A 20,213-nucleotide genomic window follows, 5' to 3' on the forward strand; every position below is an offset into this window, starting at 1 on the left:
ACCATCTTATAGATATAATTGAGCCCGACGAAGAATATTCTGCGGCGCGGTGGGTTGAAGATTGCAGAAAATCAATTGAAACCGTAAGAAAGAAAAATAAAAGACCGATAATTTGCGGCGGTACGTTTTTTTATATGAACGCAATGAGGTTCGGGTTTGACGTTTCGTCTCCGCAAAACGTCGAACTTCGCAGCGAATTTATGAAATACCGCGATAATAACGGCAACGAAGAATTGTATAAAATTTTGTTTGAAAAAAATCCTCGGAGAGCGGTGGAATTGCATCCCAACGACACGTATAGGGTTATTAGGGCTTTACAGATCGCAAACGATAATCCTTCGATATTGAAAAAAACGGAAAACGAGAAATTTTTGGTATTTGTTTTGTTATGCGAGAGAAAAAATTTGTATGATAGAGTAAACGGGCGCGTCGATTTAATGATTAAAAACGGACTTTTTGAGGAATATAAATCGATTTGCGAAAAATACCCCGGCAAAAACGTACCCGGAAGAAACTGCGTAGGTTATCGTGAATTTGACGATTATTGCGCCGGAAAAGAAACGTTTTTGAATTGTGTGGATAAAATCAAACAACATTCGCGAAATTTCGCCAAACGCCAAATAACCTGGATAAAAAACAAAGAGAAGGAAAGTTTTCTTATCGACGTCGAAAATCAGCGCTGGGATGCGCAAAGTATTGCGCAGACGATTGCCGGATTATATTTTAGTTTGATGGAGGAATCGAAATGAAAAAAACTTCGGCTCTTATTTTTACGGTGATTTGTATTTTGACCGTATTTTCCTGCGTTAACGAAAAATCGCGTAAACAATTAGTCGTTATTGTAAATTCCGTTCCGGCGCGGCAAAGATATTTATACGACGAAGTATTCCCTAAATTTGAAAAATTATACAAATGTAAAATAATTTTGAAGAGTTATGAAAGTAACGAAGAATTAAAAGATTTACTTTCTCAAGACAGTATTATTTCGAGTACGGCGCTTGTTTCCGTTCCTCTTGAAATTATGCGAGATTTGGCTTTATCCGGTAAGATTGCGCCGTTATCCGATATTGTCGCTTCTCATGTCCTGCTCTTTGACGCGGCGTCGTACAATGAAAGATTCTCAGACATAGGAAAAGTAAAGGGCGTCTATTATTATTATCCGAATCAAATTGAAGTTCCGATTTTATTTTATGTTAAATCGAAAGTCGCCGCCGCTATAGAAAAATACGCAGATTATGAGGAGGAAATAAACGCCGTATTGAAAATTATGAACGGCTTTGGGCTTCCCTGCGGCTATACCGTTAATGAAAACCCAAATGAGTGGGATATGTATGATATTTTTGTCATAGGATATATCTGGATGAAAGAAAGATACAAAAACGAAGAGGAAAAAACCGGACGTATTCTTTTGCAGGACGCAAAACGATATTACGGGATGAACATGCTTTTTTATAACGCTTTCGCTCTTGGTGCAAAATGGGAAAATATTGAAAAAATGTCGGGCGACGCGGTTGAGGAGGTGTTTTTGTGGGAAATGGTCTTCGGTAAATACTCAATATTTAATCCGCTTTCGTATAAAAAAGAAGTTTTGCCCGCAGACATCTACAATGCGTTTAGAAAAGGTGAAATTTTTATGGCGTATTTTTCTCAGAACGACTGCTTTAATATTATGGAAGGCACGGACGAATCGAATATGAGACCTTATATTTCCGACGCGAGCGACGTCGGAATCGCGCTTGTTCCTTTAATTGTGCCGTTTACTTTAGACGAGTACGGAGATTTGGCTTTTGAGGGCGCAAGAATAAGTGCGCTTAAAGGCTATTACTGGGGGATACCTAGTGACGCTAAAGAAAAAGAATTGGCGTATATTCTTTTACAATATCTTAATAATCGCAGTCAGATAACCAAAGACGCGGTTCGTTTCGGCGACATTCCCGTACGCGAGGACGTGCTTATGAATCTGCAAAATATTTATGAAGAAAAATGGCTTGGGGACGGTTATACCGCCGCCGCGCTTCGTCAAACTATGAATTATTTTGACGCGAAATATTTACCTTTGAACGGAGGAAACGATTCGATAGTTTCCGATAATTATATTTATATGCGCGATCTTATAAAAGATGTGTCGTATCAGCCGAACGAGATAAATAAAAATTCTGTTCGTTCGCTTATAAAACAAAATTATTCAAAGAAGGATGAAAAATAAAATTGAAATTTACGAAAAATTGTTTTTTTGTTGTTATATTTATTATATTATTTACTTCTTGCGCCGTCAGGTTAAGTGAAAAAACTACGCGCGGTATGCTTGAAGTAATATTAAAAGACGATTTGGCGGTAATTATAGACGGAGTCGATACGACCGCCGTTTTGAAAAATCCGTATTATGAGTTTGTGAGGTATGATAAATACGAAGAGGGGCAATATCAGTATCTTGCGGAGGTTTATTTTTATTTTTTGAAAGATATAAAACAGAAAATTGTCCGCAGGTATCGTTTTGATAAGGTGTATTTGAAATGGGAACGGTATTATAACAAATATGAATCGTATTAAAAAAATGAAAAAGGCGTTTCGGTTCTTGTTTATTTCCGTCGCTGTGTACGCGCCGGTTTTATTCGCCGATATGCCGGACGCAAGAATAGTTCAAGACGGAAACAAGTGCGTAGATTTGGTATTTGCGGAAAAATTCGTTGAAGCGCAAAATGTCGCAAGCGACGTGATAAGAAAGTATCCGGACAGTCCGGCGGGGTACTTTTTAAGAGCGGCTATTTATCATTACCAAATGCTTTACCTGAGAAAAAACATTTACGAAAAACAACTTTATGAGGCATGTAGCAAAGGGACTTCTATCGGCGAGCAGAACAAAGGTAAAAACGCCTGGAACGATTTTTTTCTTGCGGCGGTAATGGGTGTGCAAGGGAATTTTGAGAGGGTTAACGGACGATTGGTATCTTCGTTAAAACTTGCTTGGCGGTCGATGGAAATCTTTCGAGAATTGAACGAAAACGATGTCGGCGATATTTTGTACGGGACGGGCGTATATGACTATTGGGTAGGCGCGAACGCCAGATTGCTTTGGTGGATGCCGAACGTTAGAGATAATCGTCCTCGTGCGCTTTCAAACCTTGAAACGATAAGAGTAAGCGGAGTTTTTACAAAACTTATAGTAAATTACGATCTTATGGAGATGTATCTCAACGAAAAAAAATATCAGAAAGTAATAGACATAGCGAACGGCGTATTAGAAAAATATCCTACGAATTCAATCGCTTTATGGGCGCTTTACGAGGCGTATAATTCTCTTAAAAAAGAAAGCGAAAAAACAGCGGTCGCCGTGAAAATCTCCATGAAAATACAGGGGGAAAAAGATAACGCCGAACAACTCAAATATTATGAGAAGAAAATGAGAAGAAATTCGTGACAAAAATTAAAATTATCGTAATTGTCACGGCGGTTTATACGGCGCTTTGGGCGCAAAATTATAAAATCGACAACGAAATTAACTCAATTGCGATTGAATTAAACGATCTTTTGGTAAACTGTAAATTTGACAAAGCGTACGAATTATCCGACGAACTGTTGAGAAAGAATCCCGATCAACCGCTTTTTTATTATCTCTCACTCGCTTCCATAGGACTGAAAGCGCTTGATTTTGACGAAATTGTCGATAAAGAAAAATTTAATAAAATTTACGAACAGGGTATGGAAAAAGTAAATTTAATGCTTAAAAGCGAAGCGGATAACTGCGATTTACTTATGATAAAAGGTTTTTTGATGTCAACTAACGCTTCGTTTATGCTCATCGGCGGGAAATACGCTTCAGGTATAAACGCGGGAAGCAAGTCTCTTGACGTTCTCAGAGCCGCTAATTCCTGCGACGGCGAAAATTACGACGTAGAATATTATCTTGGGTTTTATAATTACGCGCAGGCGGAATTAAGAAGGCGATTAGGGGTGCTTTTTTGGCTACCCAAAAATTCCGAAAATGGAATCGCCGCTCTAGAAAAGTGCGTAAAGTCCGCAAAATTTATGAACAGAGCCGCCGAAATGGTGTTGGCGGACGTGTTTGTGCGCGAAGGAAAATTGGAAAAAACAAACGAAATATTGCCCGGACTTCTTAAAAAATATCCGGAAAGCAGATTTTTGCTTTGGACGAAAATGCGCTATGAATTTGCCGCAAAAGACGATTTCTCGGCGATAAATACGGCGGTTTTTATATCAAAATCATACCTTCGAGACGGCGCGTTTCATAACGCGGTTATGGTTTTGGAGGAAGCGAGAAAAATGTCCGGAATGCGTAAATTCCCCAAAGAAATTCGAAATGAAATTTCAGAATCGCACAACGTTATTGACAAGAAAAATTTATCAAATTCTGACGCCAGAACGTTTAATTCGCTGACAAAAGAGTAAATTTTCTCGAAAAACGGGAAAAACTAAGTTTTTTGTTATATATTTTATTATGTACCGTAATGCGATTCTTTCTTTCAAACGAAAAACGATAAAAGGATGGTTCTTATGAAAAAATTATTTGAAAATAAGGCCGGTTATTCATTGGTGGAAGTTATTGTGGCGATGGTCGGCTTGTCGCTGGTCGTTTTACTGTTGACCTCGGTTATAACGACTTCCATAAGGACGCAGTCGGCGGCTCGAGAAGCGGATTTCGCGCTTATGGCGGCAAAGGCGAAAATGAACGAATTGACTTCTCAAGAAGGAATCTTAGTCGAGAGAAATTCAAGCGGTCAGGATCAGTTCGCCGCGCCTAACAGCAGTATATACGTCAGATATTGGGAAGTAGGCGATGGTAGTCCCATACCGTTAAAAGTCAGAGCGTGGCTTGGAGGAAATTCGGCGCCGAGAGATACGGTTACGATTTTCGGTTATCTTGATCCCGATAACTTGTGCGACGAAAACACCCCGGCTCCCAATCGGCTTGTCATAATAGACAGAGGCGCCGACACCGTTATTACGCCGAGCGGTACAAACACGATAAATATTTTCGTTTATATCGACGAAGACGCGGTAAGCGTTCCTGCAATGGATTTATGTAAGATAGAAGCCGCATTCGGCGAAGAAAATCTTATAAAACGTTTTATTATTTCGGGGGCGGACGCGGATAAAATCGACATCTTAGCAGGGAAGATAAAACTGACGGAAGAATTGACGATATTTTCGCCTTCTGCGGGCGAAGTAATTACTTTTAACGTCGAAGGGGAAAATTGTAAAGAAGAAACGGGAAATTCGCAAATTGTCATAGTCGTTAAGTTTGTAGAAAATTCCGGCGCACCAGAAATTAACTTTACTCAGATATCTCCTTTTTTTGAATACAGGGTTCCAGGTTTGTCAAGCGTTACTCCTTGGGGCGGCGGCGATAAAGTCGGCGATATAAGCCCTTATTCCGGAAATTTTAACAACGCTCACCTGTCGGTCGAACCTTCCGATACGTTTTTAATAGCCGGCAACGAAGTTTTTTTCAAAACCGGCGTCACTCCTGTCGTCGATTACAACCTTCGGAGAGATTATACCCTTAAATTTTCTGCGACTAAAAACGGAGATACTAGACCAGGCGGCGGAAGTATAAGTATTACGGAGGTTAATAAAGCGCCTACGGGCGTCGATATGAACGCGTATCCTTCCGCTTATACGGCGACGGCGGGGAAGCAGGGGAAAATTACCGCAGAAGTCGATGTGGAAAATACTCCTTTGGGAAGAATCGTAGTCAGCGATCCCAACGTTAAAGACGCGTTTAGGTTCAGTCGGCTCGAATTTGTCGGCGGCGATATTTCGTATTTCAAACTGTCGGCGGCGACTGACGGGTTTATGGAAGCAAGCGCGACGGCGTTTCTTTTTACGGATTCCGCAAGGCTTGTCCTATCCAAAGACATTCCTGCGGACAAAGCCGATTCGGATTTGTCGATAAAAGTCAGAGTTGAAAACGTGGAAGAACTTCAAGACGGCAACGGCGGCGCGGCGGTGGAAAATACTTTCGTTTTTGAAGTGGTCGAAGAAATGACCGGGTATAATTGCGATACGCTTGACGCCTGGTCTACAGGTTCCCAATACAACGAAAATTATCCGCTGGGGCGTTTTTTAAAGTATAACAATAATGTGTACAAGGTTCTTAAAGTCGGCGGCGAATATGATGAGGGTAATCGCTATACCCTTGATAGGTTATCAGATCCTCAGTGGTATGAAAATTTAGGAGTGTGCGGTTTAGCCGCAAAAAATAAAAATCCGTCGGATATAACTCTTTCGCTCTCTTCCTCTGTGTTGCCGAAATACAAAGACGATAGAATAGGAACGCTTGGCGTCGTGGACTTTGAAACCCAGGCGGCAAGTACATATACGTATTCTTTAGTCGCCGGAACCGGCGGCGACGATAACGCAAAATTCAAATTGACTGAAGTAAATAATATTTGGTATCTTGACGTTTCGGCGGATGCGATTTGGGGCGGCGGAACCGATAATACCGAGCCTGTCACCTTAAAGATAAGAGTGAGAGTCGATGACAGTATGGCGCAGACGGGTATCGTAAAAGAGAAAGAATTTTTGATAGATTTCGGTAAGGGCAATAGAACGCCAAGCCTCGTATATCTTAACCAAACGCTTACTAAGGGAATAATAGATGTCGCTTCGTCGGATATGACTGTCGGGACTTTAAGATGCAGCGATTACGAAATTCAAGCGTTATCGACTTACTCGTACGCTATCGCAGGAGGAGCCGACGCGGCTAACTTTAAAGTGGTGAACGACAGCGTTTTGACGCTAAAACAGGGGTCTCCGTTTACATCGCCCGGTTATAAAATCAACGTTAAGGTTACGGACGCAAGTTCCACCGAGTCGGATAAAACTCGTACGGACGAGATTAGTCTAAACGTTACGTTCGCCGATTGCCCGACGCTTACTTTTACCCCTCTTATAGACGGGAATTCGAGTAAATCGGTTATTGAAACCGATACGTACGCAGGTCGATTGAGCGGCGCGTCGGTCGCCGGCGGGCTTCTAACGCCGAAATACGCTTTAGGCGATACTCCGCCTGCGGGATTCAGTGTAAATCCGGACGGAACAGTGTATATGAGTTCGGTCGCTCCGTCAACGATTCCGTATCATTTGCCGGTAAAAGCGTTTATCGCTTGTCCGGACGGAACCGTATCGACGCAAACAGGAAGCGTCGCGATAAATGTCGGGAATGCGCCATGCGATATAAGCGGAACTCCTACGCAAACAAGCTTTAAAATAAATAAAGGCGCTACAGTAGTCGGAACTATCGGCGGAATTACCGGACCTTCTTCGCTTTCCTATACGCTTACGCAGATGTCCGGACCTACAAGCGGCGCGCTTAGTATAAATAATCCTTCCAACGGTAATATTTCAATAATCTCTTCCGCAAATCCCGGAACGTATGTTTTTACCGTCAGAGTCGAATCTAAGCCTACGGTTAACACTTCTTGTTATAAAGATTTTACCGGTTTGACGGTCGAAGTTTTAACCTGCGGTCTTTCCGGAGGAATTAACGCTTCGCAGTCGTTTACGATAGACAATAGCAGTGCGCGGGATATAAGTGTTTCGCATAATGTGAAAGAGGCTACGGGGACGACGATTAATTGGAGAGTGACGAACGTCTCGCCAAGTATCTTGCCCAAAACAATTACAATATCGTCAAGCGACGCAAGCGTAGTCAAATTAAATGTTCCAAGTTTTATCCTTGATGGAACCTATACGGTAGATATTGAAGCGTACGCCTGTTCTCCTGAGGATAAAGCGTCCGGTTCTATTACGATTATAGTTCAACAAACCTGTGATTTCAGCGGTACGTTTTCGGCTGAAGCCGCTTCGGGAGCGTCTTATGATGCCGGCGCCAAAAAGTTTACGGTTTCTCAAGGTAAAACCGGGCATATAGGAACGTTAAAAGGACTTAGCGGCGGAGGTTTTAGATGGAATCAAGTGAGCGGGTCGCCTAATATTAAAGTCGGTGACGCCGACGGCAAGGTTTCCATACCTTCTTCTTTGTCTGTCGCAACTTATAACTTTTCCGTTCAGCCGAAAGCATGCGGCGATAATTTGACTTATGATAAGATAGATTTGTCGGTCGAGGTTAAAGTGGGGGGCGGCTGTGAGAGCGATCCGAATTACAAAGGTGAATGGGGTGTCGGCGTACATACGTATAATTGCAGTAATGGGGGGTGGAACTGTTATTGTACTGGCGATATAGTTAAATTTAAAGGACTTTATTATAAATATACGGAGGGTGGAGATGCTCATGATGCATCCCACAATAGCGGAGGACCTTACAACCCGGAAAATAATCCGTATGTTCGGTGGTCGGCGATTACTTGTGCAGGAGGAGGTGGCACGACGACATATAACGTTACGTTTGACTGCGGAAGCGGAGCGTCGAATTGTCCGGGCAATATTACGGGAACGACAAATTCGTCTTTGTCTAAGCCGTCTGATCCGACGAAATCCGGAAGTACGTTTGCGGGCTGGTCTTTAACTTCGGGCGGAACTGTCGCTGTTTCGTTCCCGTACACGCTTACTCAGACGAATACTACGCTCTATGCGATTTGGATACCGGGAGGGTGTGGTACGAATGTCATTAATAATTCTTTTATAGGCGAGTCGGGTGAAACTTGTTCGACTATATCTACGGTTTGGAGCGGTGCTTCCGTTATTTATGAGGGTAATAAAAGAGTGAAATATGTTTGCGGGGGAACTACATATGTATTCAAGTCAAAAGGTTATCATACAAGCAATAGTACTACGCCCGACAACGACTCTATCAATTGGACTTGTTTGGGAACTTGTCCGTAGTTAAGTGTTTTGGGGTTTGTTTTAATATCTTTCTTTCGCTTTTACGCGGGGGAAAGATATTTTTTTATTGAGAAAAAACCGCTGAACAATACAATAGTGAAAGGAAGCGCGGAAAATATGCCGAAAATAAACAAAGAAGAATGCGACGGATGCGGAGCCTGCGTTGCGGTTTGTCCGAAAAGCGCCGTTATTATGCCTGACACGGCCGTTATCGACGCCGCTTTGTGCATCGACTGTAAAATATGTAAAAACGTTTGTCCGCTTGGGGCGATAAAGTGAAAGAGGAAGAAATTTAATTTTTTTGTGTTTTTTTAAATTTTTTAAAAACACAAATACTATTTTACCTATTTTAAAGTGTATAGGCGGCTTTATTTGTGTTTGACAATAAAATTTGCTTATTTAATCTTAAAAAAATAACTTATTGGGAGGTTATGGTAATATGATTAGTAATGTTGAAGCGTCAAACATGACGGATGAAGAATTTTACAACGTAGTTATGTCGGAAAAAAACGATATAAATGAAAAGCCGATAAATACTTCGCAGTATCCGCTTGAAGAGCAATTGGAAATATTTCGTAAAGCGAATCAAGATGAAGAAAGCAGAAAACTCCTTATAGAAGATATAGCGGCGTTAACGTAAAATTTAAGGAGTAGTAAATGATCAATCCCCAAACTCTCAAAGATATCGGCAGAGAAATAATTACTAGGTGTAAAAAAGCAGGGAGCGAACAAATGCAGCACTCTGCAGGATGTGGCATGTTTGCTAATAGAGATAAGCAACCTTTAGTTTATACGGATGACAGAACGCTTCGCAGAGCGGTTGTTGAAGCGTTAAAAGATATTGAATTCATATTGGAAAGAAGAGAAAAACTTATAGGAGGAGATCGCCCAAGTCAAGGTAAAATTTCTGGAGTTATTTTGCATCGTTTGACGAAAGCAAAAATATTTCATTTGTGTGAAGCGTGCTTAAAATGTTCCTCTGATAATTGCAAAATAAAAAAATTTAACGTGTATTTTCCGTTAATAACCGCTCTTGATTATTTGAATTTAAAATATATACAAGTGCCTGTTGAAATAAGAAAAGAAATAATATACTCAATTATTTACAGGCATACTAACCAAGAAACGTTAGGACTTGTTTTTGATATTTTATTGCATTATGCCCAAAAATAGAAATTATTCTTTTCGAGTAAGCATTCTTTAAATTTTCACTTTATGCGGTTGTATGTTACAGAAAAATCAACTAAAATTGGCAAGGAATTGAACAAGAAATACCGAACGTTAGCGGCTTTACTTTGAAGGTAGAATTTAATCTTTTTAATAAATATAAAGAAAACTTTTTGAAAATAGCAGCATTTTTATTTGTACATGTTTTATTTTTAGAATCGCGTTAGATTGTTTTTAGGCATAAATGACCGCGGCAAGTTGTTTATTGCGTTTAAGTTTAATTTTTAGGAGCTGATTAATGTCACGGAATCTTGACCCAAAAGGTAAAATTGTTCGTCACTTAGGGGCGAATGTGTTTGGAAATGAAAAATATCAACGTCTTTTAGACAAAAGACCAAATCCGCCCGGTCCTATCAAACATCGTCGCGGACGTCTTTCTGAATATGGCGTTCAATTGCTTGAAAAACAAAAATTGCGTTTTGCATACGGACTTAACGAAAGACAATTCCGTAATACTTTTGTCAAAGCTAAACATATGAAAGGCGTTACAGGGGAAAATCTTCTTTCTCTTCTCGAACGTCGTCTCGATAACGTAGTTTACGCTTTAGGTATTGCGAAGACGCGCGCACAGGCGAGACAGATAGTCAATCACGCGCATATACGCGTAAACGATAAAAAAGTCGATATTCCGTCTTTTTTGGTTTCCGTCGGCGATAAAATTTCAATCGCCGCGTCGGAATCTACCAAGAAATTTTTACAGGCGCTTGTAGCGGATAATCTATCGAGAAATTTGCCCGATTGGCTTGAATTTTCCAAAGTGGATTTGTCGGGAATAATTAAACGTCTTCCCGAAAAACAAGACATCGCGGCGATTGCGGACGTACATTTGATAGTGGAACTTTATTCAAAGTAACGTTTTGGAATAAATTCCCTTGTCTAAAGGGGGGGCGGCTATGAAGAGGTTGATTTTTTTGTTTTTGTCGGCGCTGGCGTTTGTTATGAGCGCTTGCCGAATCGGAGACGGTTCCGGTTTGATAGGACGGATTGATACCGACGGTTTTAAAACGACGCTGGAACTGACGGCGCAATCGACTACGGTGCTTGCGGGAACAAAGACAAATATTACGGTTAAAGTCTTAAAAGTTAAAGACTCCGACGCAGCATCCGCGTCTCCCGTAAAAGACGTAGAAGTAAAAATCTCAATAGACGGCGGCGTCAAAGACGGCGGGAAATTGGATAATGCGACGCTTCTCACTTCTGAAAAAGGGGAGGCGTTTACCGCGTTTTCGGCTGATTTGCCCGAAGGTTTAGATACTTATCAATATGTCGTCATAGCTAAATATTCGTCGCTTGCCGATACCGTAAGGATTACGGTTTCGTCCGAACCCGAAGATGTGGAAAGAAGAATTACGCTTGTCGCCGACCCGTATGTGATAAAAGCCGACGGAGTAAGTTCTACAGAGATTTCCGCCGTTCTTTTGGATACGAACGGAGGGGCGATTATAGGCGATAAAGTGTCGTTCAAGACGACTTCCGGAATAATAGTAACGCCTTCTCCGGTAACTACAAATTCTCAAGGCGTCGCGAAAATAACTTTGATTAGCGCTCGAAGAAACGTTCAGGCTTTGGTTACCGCGCAACTTATATCCGACCCTTTAATTTCCGCAAGCGTTCCCGTCGATTTTACCGGTATGGTTTTGACTTCTCATACAAACGGAAAATCAAGTTTAATTCCCAACGGTTCCGATACCATCGAAGTTACTTCGCTTTTAAGAGACGCTTTACAAAAAACGATTTACGACGCCGTTATAACTTTTATTCCGCGCGATACGTCAACGCTTAAAGTTGTTTCAAAAGACAGCGTAACCAACAACAAAGGCGAAGCGTCGGCTTTGTTGATAAGCAACGGTAATAAGTCAAAACTTCACGATACTATCGTAATTTCCGCCGTGGGCGTTAAGGATACCGTCGTAATAAACTATTCGTCTAAATTTATTAAGGTGGATACCGTTGGATTTGCAGATAATCTTAATAATTTTGTCGTCTGCAGTGAAAATATTACAAATGTTACAAAATTGAAGATAAGTTATAGAGGAAGCGATAAGGTAACGCCGATACCGGGAGCGGCGCTTACCGTTTCTGTTTCCGGCGGCGCGATAGTTGACGGAACGGACAGTTCAAAGAGCTTTATATCGGCGACTACGGATGCCGCCGGTTCATATTTACTTACGCTTGTAAATCCGAGATATTCCGGCGATTTGTTTATTTCGATTACCGTAAGGGATAAAGACGGTGAAATTACGGATTTTACTCATACCGTGTATATATCCGCCGGCAAACTGTATCGTTTGACGCTTGAAGCGTCTCCGGAAGTTATAACTACCGACGGGGACTTTGCGCAGATTGTTGCGACCGCTTACGACTCTTCCGGTAACTTGCGCGCCGGAGAGTCTATTTATTTTAGGGTAATAGCAAGCCCGGGCGGGCAGGAACGGCTTAACATAGCCTATGCGGTGACGAATAAGAGCGGTCAGGCGGTAGTAGAATTTATGAGCGGTGCGACTACAAGCAGCCAGCACGGCGTGAAAATAGTCGCTGCTTCTCTCAGCGGAGTCGCTTCAAAAGATACGGCTAAGATTACTATAGCGAACTCGGTTGCCAAAGTTACTTTAACAAGCGACATAAGAAACCTTGAAAAAGGTTCTTCCGTTTATTCCGTTCCGTTGGCGGTTTTAGTGGCCGACATTAACGGCAATCCGGTTCCCGACGGCACTCCGGTGGTTTTCAGCGCGAGAATAACGGGTATCGCTTTTTGGCAGAGAATGCCTAGTATAAGCGACGATAAAAAAGTTTATTCCGTAGGAAGCGGCTATTATATAAGAAATGTTTACGACTATAATTTCAATTATATTTGGGACGCCGGAGAAGGCGGGGCTGGATATCCGCTTTATAGAGGCGGACAGATAGCCGTATTTCCGCTTGACACCAGTTTTGCGCCGTGTTCGCCGTTTTCTGATATAAACGGTAACGGCAAGCGCGATTCATGTGTCTTTAGCGGCGGCTATTTAGTTGCAGAACCGGGATATGAATTTCCTGAGCCGTGGTGGACAAGCGACGAAGTCGGCCCCGCCGCTCCGGAATATAGAGGGTTGTCCCGTTCTACAGCGCCACATCGCATGATAAAATCAAACGGCGTTGAGGTGAACGCCGGTGATACTATATTTTTCTTGGATTATAACAAAAACGGCGTTCTTGATTTATATGAGCCGTGGCAAGACCCTTACGCGAATAACCGTCCGGCGAGAAAAAAGGGTTCTTCGCCGTTGGATATCGATGTTGATTGGAAAGGCAACGGAACGCCGGAACCGTCTCCGACAACCGCGTTTGTGATTGAAAAAACCGTTCTGACTAAAGGCGGTTTGGTAAACAATCGCTTTACTTACGGACAAGACGACGCCCTGCGCCTTTGTGTCGAAATTTGGGCGGAAGTTAAAGGCGTCAGGTCGGCTAATTCTGTCGTATTTAACCCTTTACCGATTGTCGAGGGTGATTTTAGTTACTTTAACCCGTTCAAAGGAAAATTAAATTTATGGTAAATCGTAAATTATCTGTTTTATTTGCGTTTATCGCAGTCGTGTTTTCGTATGGCGGCGGCGTCGCTTATCCTTTGACGCCGGTTCCTTCGGCGCGGTTTGCCACCGCGATATCCTACGATATGTACGGCGGATATTTGTATAAACCGTCGATTTCGGGGGCTACCGTCACTTTGCAAGGGTTTAACGCGAGTTTTACTTATTCTCCGATAACTTTTATAAATTTCGGCTTTGACCTCGGCGAAAGAAACGTGAAAATTTTTACTCATGACGAGCAATATAGATTTGACGGGAAAATAGGGTTTGCCGGAGGTACTCATGCAAAATTTGCGACGCCGTATTTTAACGAACTTATAGGAGTTGTAGGATTTGTAAGAGCCTTATGGTTTTCTTCCGAAACTAAAAACGAAACATATTACGGCGGAATGGATTTTACGGGAGCGGGCGGATTGTCGTTTCGCGTAAAAAATTTCGGATATATCTCATTGGGCGCGAAATATTTTGAAATAGTCGGTAAAAACGGAGAGGTATCGGGTACTCAAAGCGGCTCTTGGGGTAACGAAGATGTTTTTGGAGGATGGGTGTCGTTTGATATGTTCCCAAAAATTCCCGTACGTAAACATATTCCGTTTTTTTCAATCGAACTTTGTCTATTTCCCGGAGCGGATGCGTTTGACGGAACAAAACCCGCAATCAGAAACGCGTCGTTCAACTTGACTATAGGAGCGATAACCAACCGTCTTTACGGAAATTCCGATAAGGATTGGACGCCTTAATTTTTTTGGAAAAGAGAATCGGGCGGCCGCGTTCGCTTAAATGCGAATGAGGAAAGTCCGAGCAACAAAGAACGGGACGCCGAATGAAAATTCGGGCGCGTATTTTACGTGACGGAAAGTGCCGCAGAGAATAGTCCGCTCTCAAAAGGGAGTGAGTTGTGAAAAGGCGGCGTAAGAGACCGCCGTTTTGTTCGGTAACGAGCGAATAAGGAAAACCCCGTCCGTTGCAAGACCAAATACGAAATATCCTTAGGGATGAAGTTGTTCGCTTCTTTTATTTCGGGTAGGTCGCTTAGATAAATGGCTGCCAAAGGCGAAAGCCTGAACAGAACTCGGCTTATAGATTCTCTTTTCTTTTTTTATTTATTCGTCTTTGTGATTTCTTATTCTAATTTCAATTCCTTTTGTCGTTGTATAATAATATTTATTGACATTTATTGCAAATATATGGTATATTATGATTACCAAGACCGATGATAACGGGGGATACCCGAATATCATCAAATTGATTTATTACTAAATAGGAGTAACACCCTCTACGGTTGTTCTGCTTCTATATCCTGTTTGGTAATAAATAAAAATCAGTGAAATTTTTGTAGATACCTATCAGTGTTCGACGCGAATACAACGGTAAACAATTGTTTTGATTGACAATATAAGTCCCTGTAACGCCCTGATTATATCTAAAAACATTTTACAAATTTTTAGTCGCCATTTTAATTGTCCCGTTCAAGTTACCGGAAGTTCCTAATATCCAAATATGAATATATATTTTGCCGTTAGATACGGCGCCGGGTAAAACTACCCAAGCATAACCAAATCCGCTGATAGGTTGAACTGAATATGCGGTATTAGCTAAAATTTCTGAATGATTAACTTGTAATATAATCGCACCGTTAGCCTTAACTGAAATATCCTGTACGACTATGTTAAAACTGCCGTCCGCTTGTTTAGTTACGTTCCCATAAATATTAGACGTTTCAGAAATATCGTATCGTTCAACTTCTGAAGGAAATGTATTTTCGTTATTATTATCTTCACATTTACAATCGCTTCCGTGATTACTACATTTACAATCGCTTCCGTAATCACTTCCACATCCTTCCAACAAGAGAATGGCAAAAACCGCTAGAGATATAAATTTTTTCATAAACAAAACCTCCTAAGTTAATTTCGCGAAGAATATACTTTGTGTCGTTTCAGGAAGTCAAGGAAAGATTTTTATAGAGGGAGTTTTATTTTTGAAGCGAATTCGCCGCCTTTCCAGTTGAATTTTCCGAAAATTCCCGAAAGAACCGAATATACCGTTAGAAATAAGTTTATCGGCGAAACCCAGATTATATGAAAAAACAGTTTCTTTTCTCCGAAAATCAATAATCCTTTGTACATGAAAAGCGATTCTCCGAGTATTTTTACGACAAAGAGAGAAAAAACGATAAAATAGTTTCGCACCGGCATAAAAATTACGGGAAGAGAAAGAAGCGACAGCAGCGTAAAGCAATAAAATATGAAAATCAAGGACAAAACTGCGCTTTGTTTCGGTAGATAAAACCGCGTTTCCGAAGCCCATTTTTTTCTCTGGTTCAGTAAATCTTTCCAAGAATACTCGGGACGGGTTTCTACGACGCAATCCGCGTTAAAACATATTTTCTTGCCGCTTTGCCAAATTTTTTGCATCAAAAGCCCGTCGTCGCCGCCCGCCGCGTTGATTAAGTTTCCGTATCCGCCGGAATTTTCGTACGCTTCCCTGCGAAAAGCGAAATTGTTCGCGTTGGCGTTTAGCGGAATATTTTTACCTATTCCGGCTGCGGCGACGATTCCGTGTGAAAGAAAATCAAGCGTTTGATACTTTTCTAAAAAAAATGAAACCGGTTTTTCAAAACGATATTTTACTATTCCTTGAACGAGCGCGACGGATTCGTCGAAGAACGGCGCAATAATAGTTTCGATCCAGTCCGGCGGGACAAACGAATCGGCGTCTGTTTGGACTACGATTTCGCCGTTGACGCGGCGCATTCCCTCTTGAAAAGCGAATTTCTTGGGTGAAATTTTGTTTTGCGTTTCTTCGACGTTTATCGGCAGAAAATTTTCAAATTTATCTTTATACGAAAGCGCGATGTCAAAGGTTTTGTCGGTTGAACGGTCGTTTACGACGATAATTTGGGTTTTATTTCTATGATAAGTTTGATTAAGCAGACAATCCAAAAGTTCGGCGATATTTTTCTCTTCGTTTCTTGCGCAAACGACTACGCTTACATTTTTATCCGTATTTTTAACCGGCGTTTTCTTTTCGGCGTTTTTTAGTCCGCACGACAGATAAAAACACAGTACAAGGTAAACGGAAGAAAGAATTATAGCGCTGAGAATCAATTTTGCCTCATCGCGGAAACGATTATTTTGCGAATTTTTTGAGCGATTGACGCCGTATCCAAATCGGAAATTTCGGCAGGTTCGATTTTTGGATGGATCGTTACAAACACTTCTTTTGATAAATTTATCTCTTCAAGAATAGCGCTGCCGTCGATTGAAACGGGTATTATCGGCGCTTGCGCTTTCTGCGCCAATTTTAGCGCGCCGGATTTAAATTCGGCGACCGCTTTCCCTTTGCTTCGCGTCCCTTCCGGAAAAATTGCTATAGGATGTGCGCTTTGGAGCAGTTCTACGCCTTTTTTGAACACGGAAATAGCGGCTTTTGTTCGTTTTCTATCCAAGAATATACATCCGACAGCCATCATCCAGAAGTTCAATATCGGAAAAAAAATCAGTTCTTTTTTTGCGATAAATCCCAGCGTCCAAGGAAATATCGACATCAGTATCGGAATGTCTAACATTCCTTGATGATTGGACACGACGCAGTAAATATTGTCTTTAGGGATGTTTTCTTCTCCGCTGATTTTGAGTTTTGCGCCCGTTATGAAAATACAGTAGCGCGACCAAAACCATTGCATAAAATATACCAAATGTTGCCGTTTTCCGCTCAAAAAAGGAATAAACGTCAAAACGTACGGGACAAGCATAATAAGACAGTATAACATAAAAACCCAAAACGATAAGAAACATATAACTTTGTTAAACATATACCTAAATCCTTTCACTGTTTACGCAGAAAATATTATTTGACCGGTTCAAAAAAGAACGCCGAAAAGAAAACAAATATAAGTCTTGCTTGACACTGCGGCGAAAACGTATTTTCTACCTTATTTTTGCGAGTATGGTGAAATCGGCAGACACGACGGGCTTAGAACCCGTTATCGAAAGATGTGGGGGTTCAACTCCCTCTACTCGCATAAACAACTAAACGATATTGTGGAGGCGTTGCAAAATGAATACAAAAGTGGAATCTGTCGGCGAGTGGAAAAAATCGATTTTGATTGAAATCTCAAAAGAAGAAGTTCAAAAAGAATTTAACAAAGCGTTGAACGATGTAAAAAAGAATATTGACATTCAAGGATTTAGAAAAGGTAAGGTTCCGGAAAAAATTATAATTTCAAGATACGGTGAAAGTTTGATTATGCAAGCGGCGGAAAAATTGTTTTCGGAAAGTTTCTATAAAGCCTGCGAAGATAACAAAATAAATCCTGCCGGAGATCCGGTTTTTGATAATACGAACGTTAATATAAAAGAAATATCGGATATTTCCTTTAAGGCGACAGTTGAAATCGATCCGGAAATCAAAATTGAGAATTACAAGAAATTAGGCGTTAAAGTCAATGAAGTAAAAGTAAACGATGGCGAGGTGGACGCCGTAATTGAATCGGTTAAGAGTCAGAGAGCGGAATTAAACGAAACGAAAGAGCCGGTGAAAAAAGGCGATATCGTGTCGCTTAAATACGAAAACGTAATGATTGACGGCGAAAAAACCGATAAACTTCCCGCTCCTCTGAATATTGAAGTCGGAAACGCTCCGCTTGCGGAATTGAATACGGAATTGACAGGCTTAAAAGCGGGCGATAAGAAGGATATTTCGTTTGTTTTCTCCGAAAATTATCCGATTGCCGATTATTCAAACAAGCCGGGTTCTGCAAGCGTAGAAATTGTGCAGGTGAGAGCCAAGACGCTTTTGCCGCTCGACGAAGAATTTTTTGCGCAGATCGGCGTCGCCGCAAAAAACGAAGAAGAATTAAAAGTTATAATCAAAGATAATCTTTTAAATAAAAAGAAAAACGAAGAGAAAGAAGCGGCTTGCGAAAGAGCGATAGATAAACTGCTTTCCGCAAACAAGTTTTTTGTTCCGGACGGACGGGTAAAGTATTATATAGAAAATCTTCGTAAGAACGAAAGCCCGTATTACGACGCCAAAAACCCGCAGCCGTCGCTTGAAGAATATCTCGAAACAAGAAAAGACGAGGCGATTAAGAATATCCGCAGATACCGTATTTTGGATTACATCGTTCGAGAAGAAAAAATCAAGGTCGGTTCACAGGAAGTTGACGCTTACATTGAAAATATCGCAAAGACGTATAATTATCCTTTCGACAAGTTTAAGGAGTCGTTGCGCAAAAGCGGAGAAACGCTGCATATACGCGAGGAATTGAAAATAACCAAAACGCTTGATTGTTTAATCGGCGAAACAAAATGGGAAGACGCGGCCTCCGATGCGTAATTTTGCGCATAGTATTCCTTTTGCGAAATATCACGGGCTTGGAAACGATTATATAGTCGTCCAAAAAGAATTCGGCGCGTTGAACTGCGACGAAATAGTTCGTATTTGCGACGTACATTTCGGTATCGGCTGCGACGGAATTTTGGTCGATGAATCGCGGGACGGCGGGTTTGCCGTGAAAATTTTGAATCCGGACGGAAGTCAAGCCGAGAAAAGCGGAAACGGTTTGCGTATATTTTCCCGTTATTTGTTTGATAACGGCTTAGTGAAATTAGGCGAACGATTTGAAATAACCACTTTAGGCGGACTTGTTAACGCCGCTGTTATCGACAAAAATTCCGTAAAAGTCGAAATGGGTAAAGTTTTGTTTGAGACGATGAACGAAAAAATCGCCGTTTTGGACAGAGAATTTATTTTTTGCGGCGTAAATATAGGAAATCCGCACTGCGTTATAGTTCTTGACGAAATTTCTCCGCAAATCGCAAAAAAATACGGTGCGTTAATAGAGACGGACAAAAGATTTATCAACCGCACAAATGTTCAATTTATGAAAATCGTCGATAAAAATAACGTTCAAATAGAAATTTGGGAGCGCGGCGCGGGCTATACGCTTGCTTCGGGAAGCAGCGGCGCGGCGGCGGCGGCTGTCGCTTACAAATCCGGCTTGTGTGAAAACGAGATATACGTCGCTATGCCCGGCGGGAAATTATCGGTTTCGTTTGACGCTTATTTTAACGCAACTATTCAAGGCGGCGTACAAAAAATCGCTGCGGGCGAAATCGCCGACGAATGTTTTGAGTGAATTCGGATAATGAAAGGATTTCTTATGAAAACGGTTCAAGATTTAATTAAAGTGTTTAACGCAACGGTCGCCGCATTATTTTGTGGGTTTTTAGTAAATTGTTCCAACCAAACGGGCGGCGGCAGCGGTAACAACGCAAGTGATACCAAAACGATAGCGGGAATAGAATGCGTTCTTGTAAAAGCGGGAACGTTTATGATGGGCAGCCCTGAAAGCGAGAGCGAGCGTTATGACGATGAAACACAGCATCAGGTAACGCTCACCAAAGATTACTGGATAAGCAAATACCCGATAACACAAGCGCAATATCGGTCGGTAACGGGAAATAATCCGTCATATTTTAGCGGCGATAACAAACCTGTAGAACAAGTAACTTGGAACGACGCAGACGCATTTTGTAAGGCGGTAGGCGGACGCTTACCCACAGAAGCGGAATGGGAGTTTGCCGCACGCGGCGGTAATAAGAG

General features: G+C 41.6%; 18 protein-coding genes, 1 tRNA gene and 1 other RNA gene. 17 read left to right on the top strand and 3 right to left on the bottom strand.

Annotation, left to right across the window (positions count from 1 at the left end; translation table 11 throughout):
• The 13 genes from miaA to rnpB all read left to right on the top strand — a co-directional run.
• Positions 1 to 749 (top strand): tRNA (adenosine(37)-N6)-dimethylallyltransferase MiaA (miaA, locus tag LBH98_02720; GenBank protein ID MDR0303671.1); only part of this gene is annotated, 749 nt, incomplete at its 5' end.
• A complete protein-coding gene (locus tag LBH98_02725) occupies positions 746 to 2,206 on the top strand; it encodes an extracellular solute-binding protein (protein MDR0303672.1) in 1,461 nt (486 codons plus the stop codon). The genes miaA and LBH98_02725, both read left to right, overlap by 4 nt.
• Before the next feature lie 2 nt (positions 2,207 to 2,208).
• The gene (locus LBH98_02730) at positions 2,209 to 2,550 is read left to right on the top strand and encodes a hypothetical protein (protein MDR0303673.1); all 342 of its coding nucleotides are present in this window, start codon (positions 2,209 to 2,211) and stop codon (positions 2,548 to 2,550) included.
• Positions 2,537 to 3,418 (top strand): hypothetical protein, encoded by an 882-nt coding sequence (locus LBH98_02735; GenBank protein ID MDR0303674.1) that lies wholly within the window; start codon positions 2,537 to 2,539, stop codon positions 3,416 to 3,418. The genes LBH98_02730 and LBH98_02735 overlap by 14 nt, the downstream gene beginning before the upstream one ends.
• Positions 3,415 to 4,407: a hypothetical protein gene (locus tag LBH98_02740; protein MDR0303675.1), complete on the top strand. Its 993-nt coding sequence runs from the start codon at positions 3,415 to 3,417 to the stop codon at positions 4,405 to 4,407. The genes LBH98_02735 and LBH98_02740 overlap by 4 nt, the downstream gene beginning before the upstream one ends.
• Before the next feature lie 105 nt (positions 4,408 to 4,512).
• Complete coding sequence (locus LBH98_02745; protein ID MDR0303676.1) at positions 4,513 to 8,805, top strand: InlB B-repeat-containing protein; 4,293 nt, start codon at positions 4,513 to 4,515, stop codon at positions 8,803 to 8,805.
• A 117-nt stretch (positions 8,806 to 8,922) separates the two neighbouring features.
• On the top strand, positions 8,923 to 9,084 hold the full coding sequence (locus LBH98_02750; protein MDR0303677.1) for a 4Fe-4S binding protein: 162 nt from the start codon (positions 8,923 to 8,925) through the stop codon (positions 9,082 to 9,084).
• A 160-nt stretch (positions 9,085 to 9,244) separates the two neighbouring features.
• Positions 9,245 to 9,445: a hypothetical protein gene (locus LBH98_02755; protein MDR0303678.1), complete on the top strand. Its 201-nt coding sequence runs from the start codon at positions 9,245 to 9,247 to the stop codon at positions 9,443 to 9,445.
• Between the two features lie 17 nt (positions 9,446 to 9,462).
• Positions 9,463 to 9,978 carry a hypothetical protein gene (locus tag LBH98_02760; protein ID MDR0303679.1) on the top strand — a complete coding sequence of 172 codons (516 nt, stop codon included), beginning with the start codon at positions 9,463 to 9,465 and terminating at the stop codon, positions 9,976 to 9,978.
• A gap of 292 nt (positions 9,979 to 10,270) precedes the next feature.
• A complete protein-coding gene (gene rpsD / locus LBH98_02765; protein MDR0303680.1) occupies positions 10,271 to 10,885 on the top strand; it encodes a 30S ribosomal protein S4 in 615 nt (204 codons plus the stop codon).
• A 40-nt stretch (positions 10,886 to 10,925) separates the two neighbouring features.
• Positions 10,926 to 13,568, top strand: a complete 2,643-nt coding sequence (locus LBH98_02770) for an Ig-like domain-containing protein (protein ID MDR0303681.1) — start codon at positions 10,926 to 10,928, stop codon at positions 13,566 to 13,568.
• Positions 13,562 to 14,341, top strand: a complete 780-nt coding sequence (locus tag LBH98_02775; GenBank protein MDR0303682.1) for a hypothetical protein — start codon at positions 13,562 to 13,564, stop codon at positions 14,339 to 14,341. Before LBH98_02770 ends, LBH98_02775 begins: the two co-directional genes overlap by 7 nt.
• A 10-nt stretch (positions 14,342 to 14,351) precedes the next feature.
• Positions 14,352 to 14,697, top strand: an RNA gene (gene rnpB, locus LBH98_02780) — RNase P RNA component class A.
• A gap of 338 nt (positions 14,698 to 15,035) precedes the next feature.
• Here the strand turns inward: rnpB and LBH98_02785 are convergent.
• From LBH98_02785 to LBH98_02795, 3 genes are all read right to left on the bottom strand, one after another.
• The gene (locus LBH98_02785) at positions 15,036 to 15,491 is read right to left on the bottom strand and encodes a hypothetical protein (GenBank protein MDR0303683.1); all 456 of its coding nucleotides are present in this window, start codon (positions 15,489 to 15,491) and stop codon (positions 15,036 to 15,038) included.
• A 71-nt stretch (positions 15,492 to 15,562) separates the two neighbouring features.
• Positions 15,563 to 16,711 carry a glycosyltransferase gene (locus LBH98_02790; protein MDR0303684.1) on the bottom strand — a complete coding sequence of 383 codons (1,149 nt, stop codon included), beginning with the start codon at positions 16,709 to 16,711 and terminating at the stop codon, positions 15,563 to 15,565.
• On the bottom strand, positions 16,708 to 17,418 hold the full coding sequence (locus LBH98_02795) for a 1-acyl-sn-glycerol-3-phosphate acyltransferase (protein MDR0303685.1): 711 nt from the start codon (positions 17,416 to 17,418) through the stop codon (positions 16,708 to 16,710). Before LBH98_02795 ends, LBH98_02790 begins: the two co-directional genes overlap by 4 nt.
• Before the next feature lie 128 nt (positions 17,419 to 17,546).
• On the opposite strand from LBH98_02795, the gene LBH98_02800 reads away from it, so the two are divergent.
• From LBH98_02800 to LBH98_02815, 4 genes are all read left to right on the top strand, one after another.
• Positions 17,547 to 17,628 (top strand) — tRNA-Leu (locus LBH98_02800).
• A gap of 35 nt (positions 17,629 to 17,663) precedes the next feature.
• Complete coding sequence (gene tig, locus LBH98_02805; GenBank protein MDR0303686.1) at positions 17,664 to 18,944, top strand: trigger factor; 1,281 nt, start codon at positions 17,664 to 17,666, stop codon at positions 18,942 to 18,944.
• Positions 18,937 to 19,746, top strand: coding sequence for a diaminopimelate epimerase (gene dapF / locus LBH98_02810; GenBank protein ID MDR0303687.1), 810 nt, complete (start codon positions 18,937 to 18,939; stop codon positions 19,744 to 19,746). Before tig ends, dapF begins: the two co-directional genes overlap by 8 nt.
• A gap of 24 nt (positions 19,747 to 19,770) precedes the next feature.
• On the top strand, positions 19,771 to 20,213 hold a 443-nt coding region (locus LBH98_02815), incomplete at its 3' end, for a formylglycine-generating enzyme family protein (protein MDR0303688.1).

The organism is Chitinispirillales bacterium, assembly GCA_031254455.1.
In the GTDB taxonomy this organism is placed as follows: domain Bacteria; phylum Fibrobacterota; class Chitinivibrionia; order Chitinivibrionales; family Chitinivibrionaceae; genus WRFX01.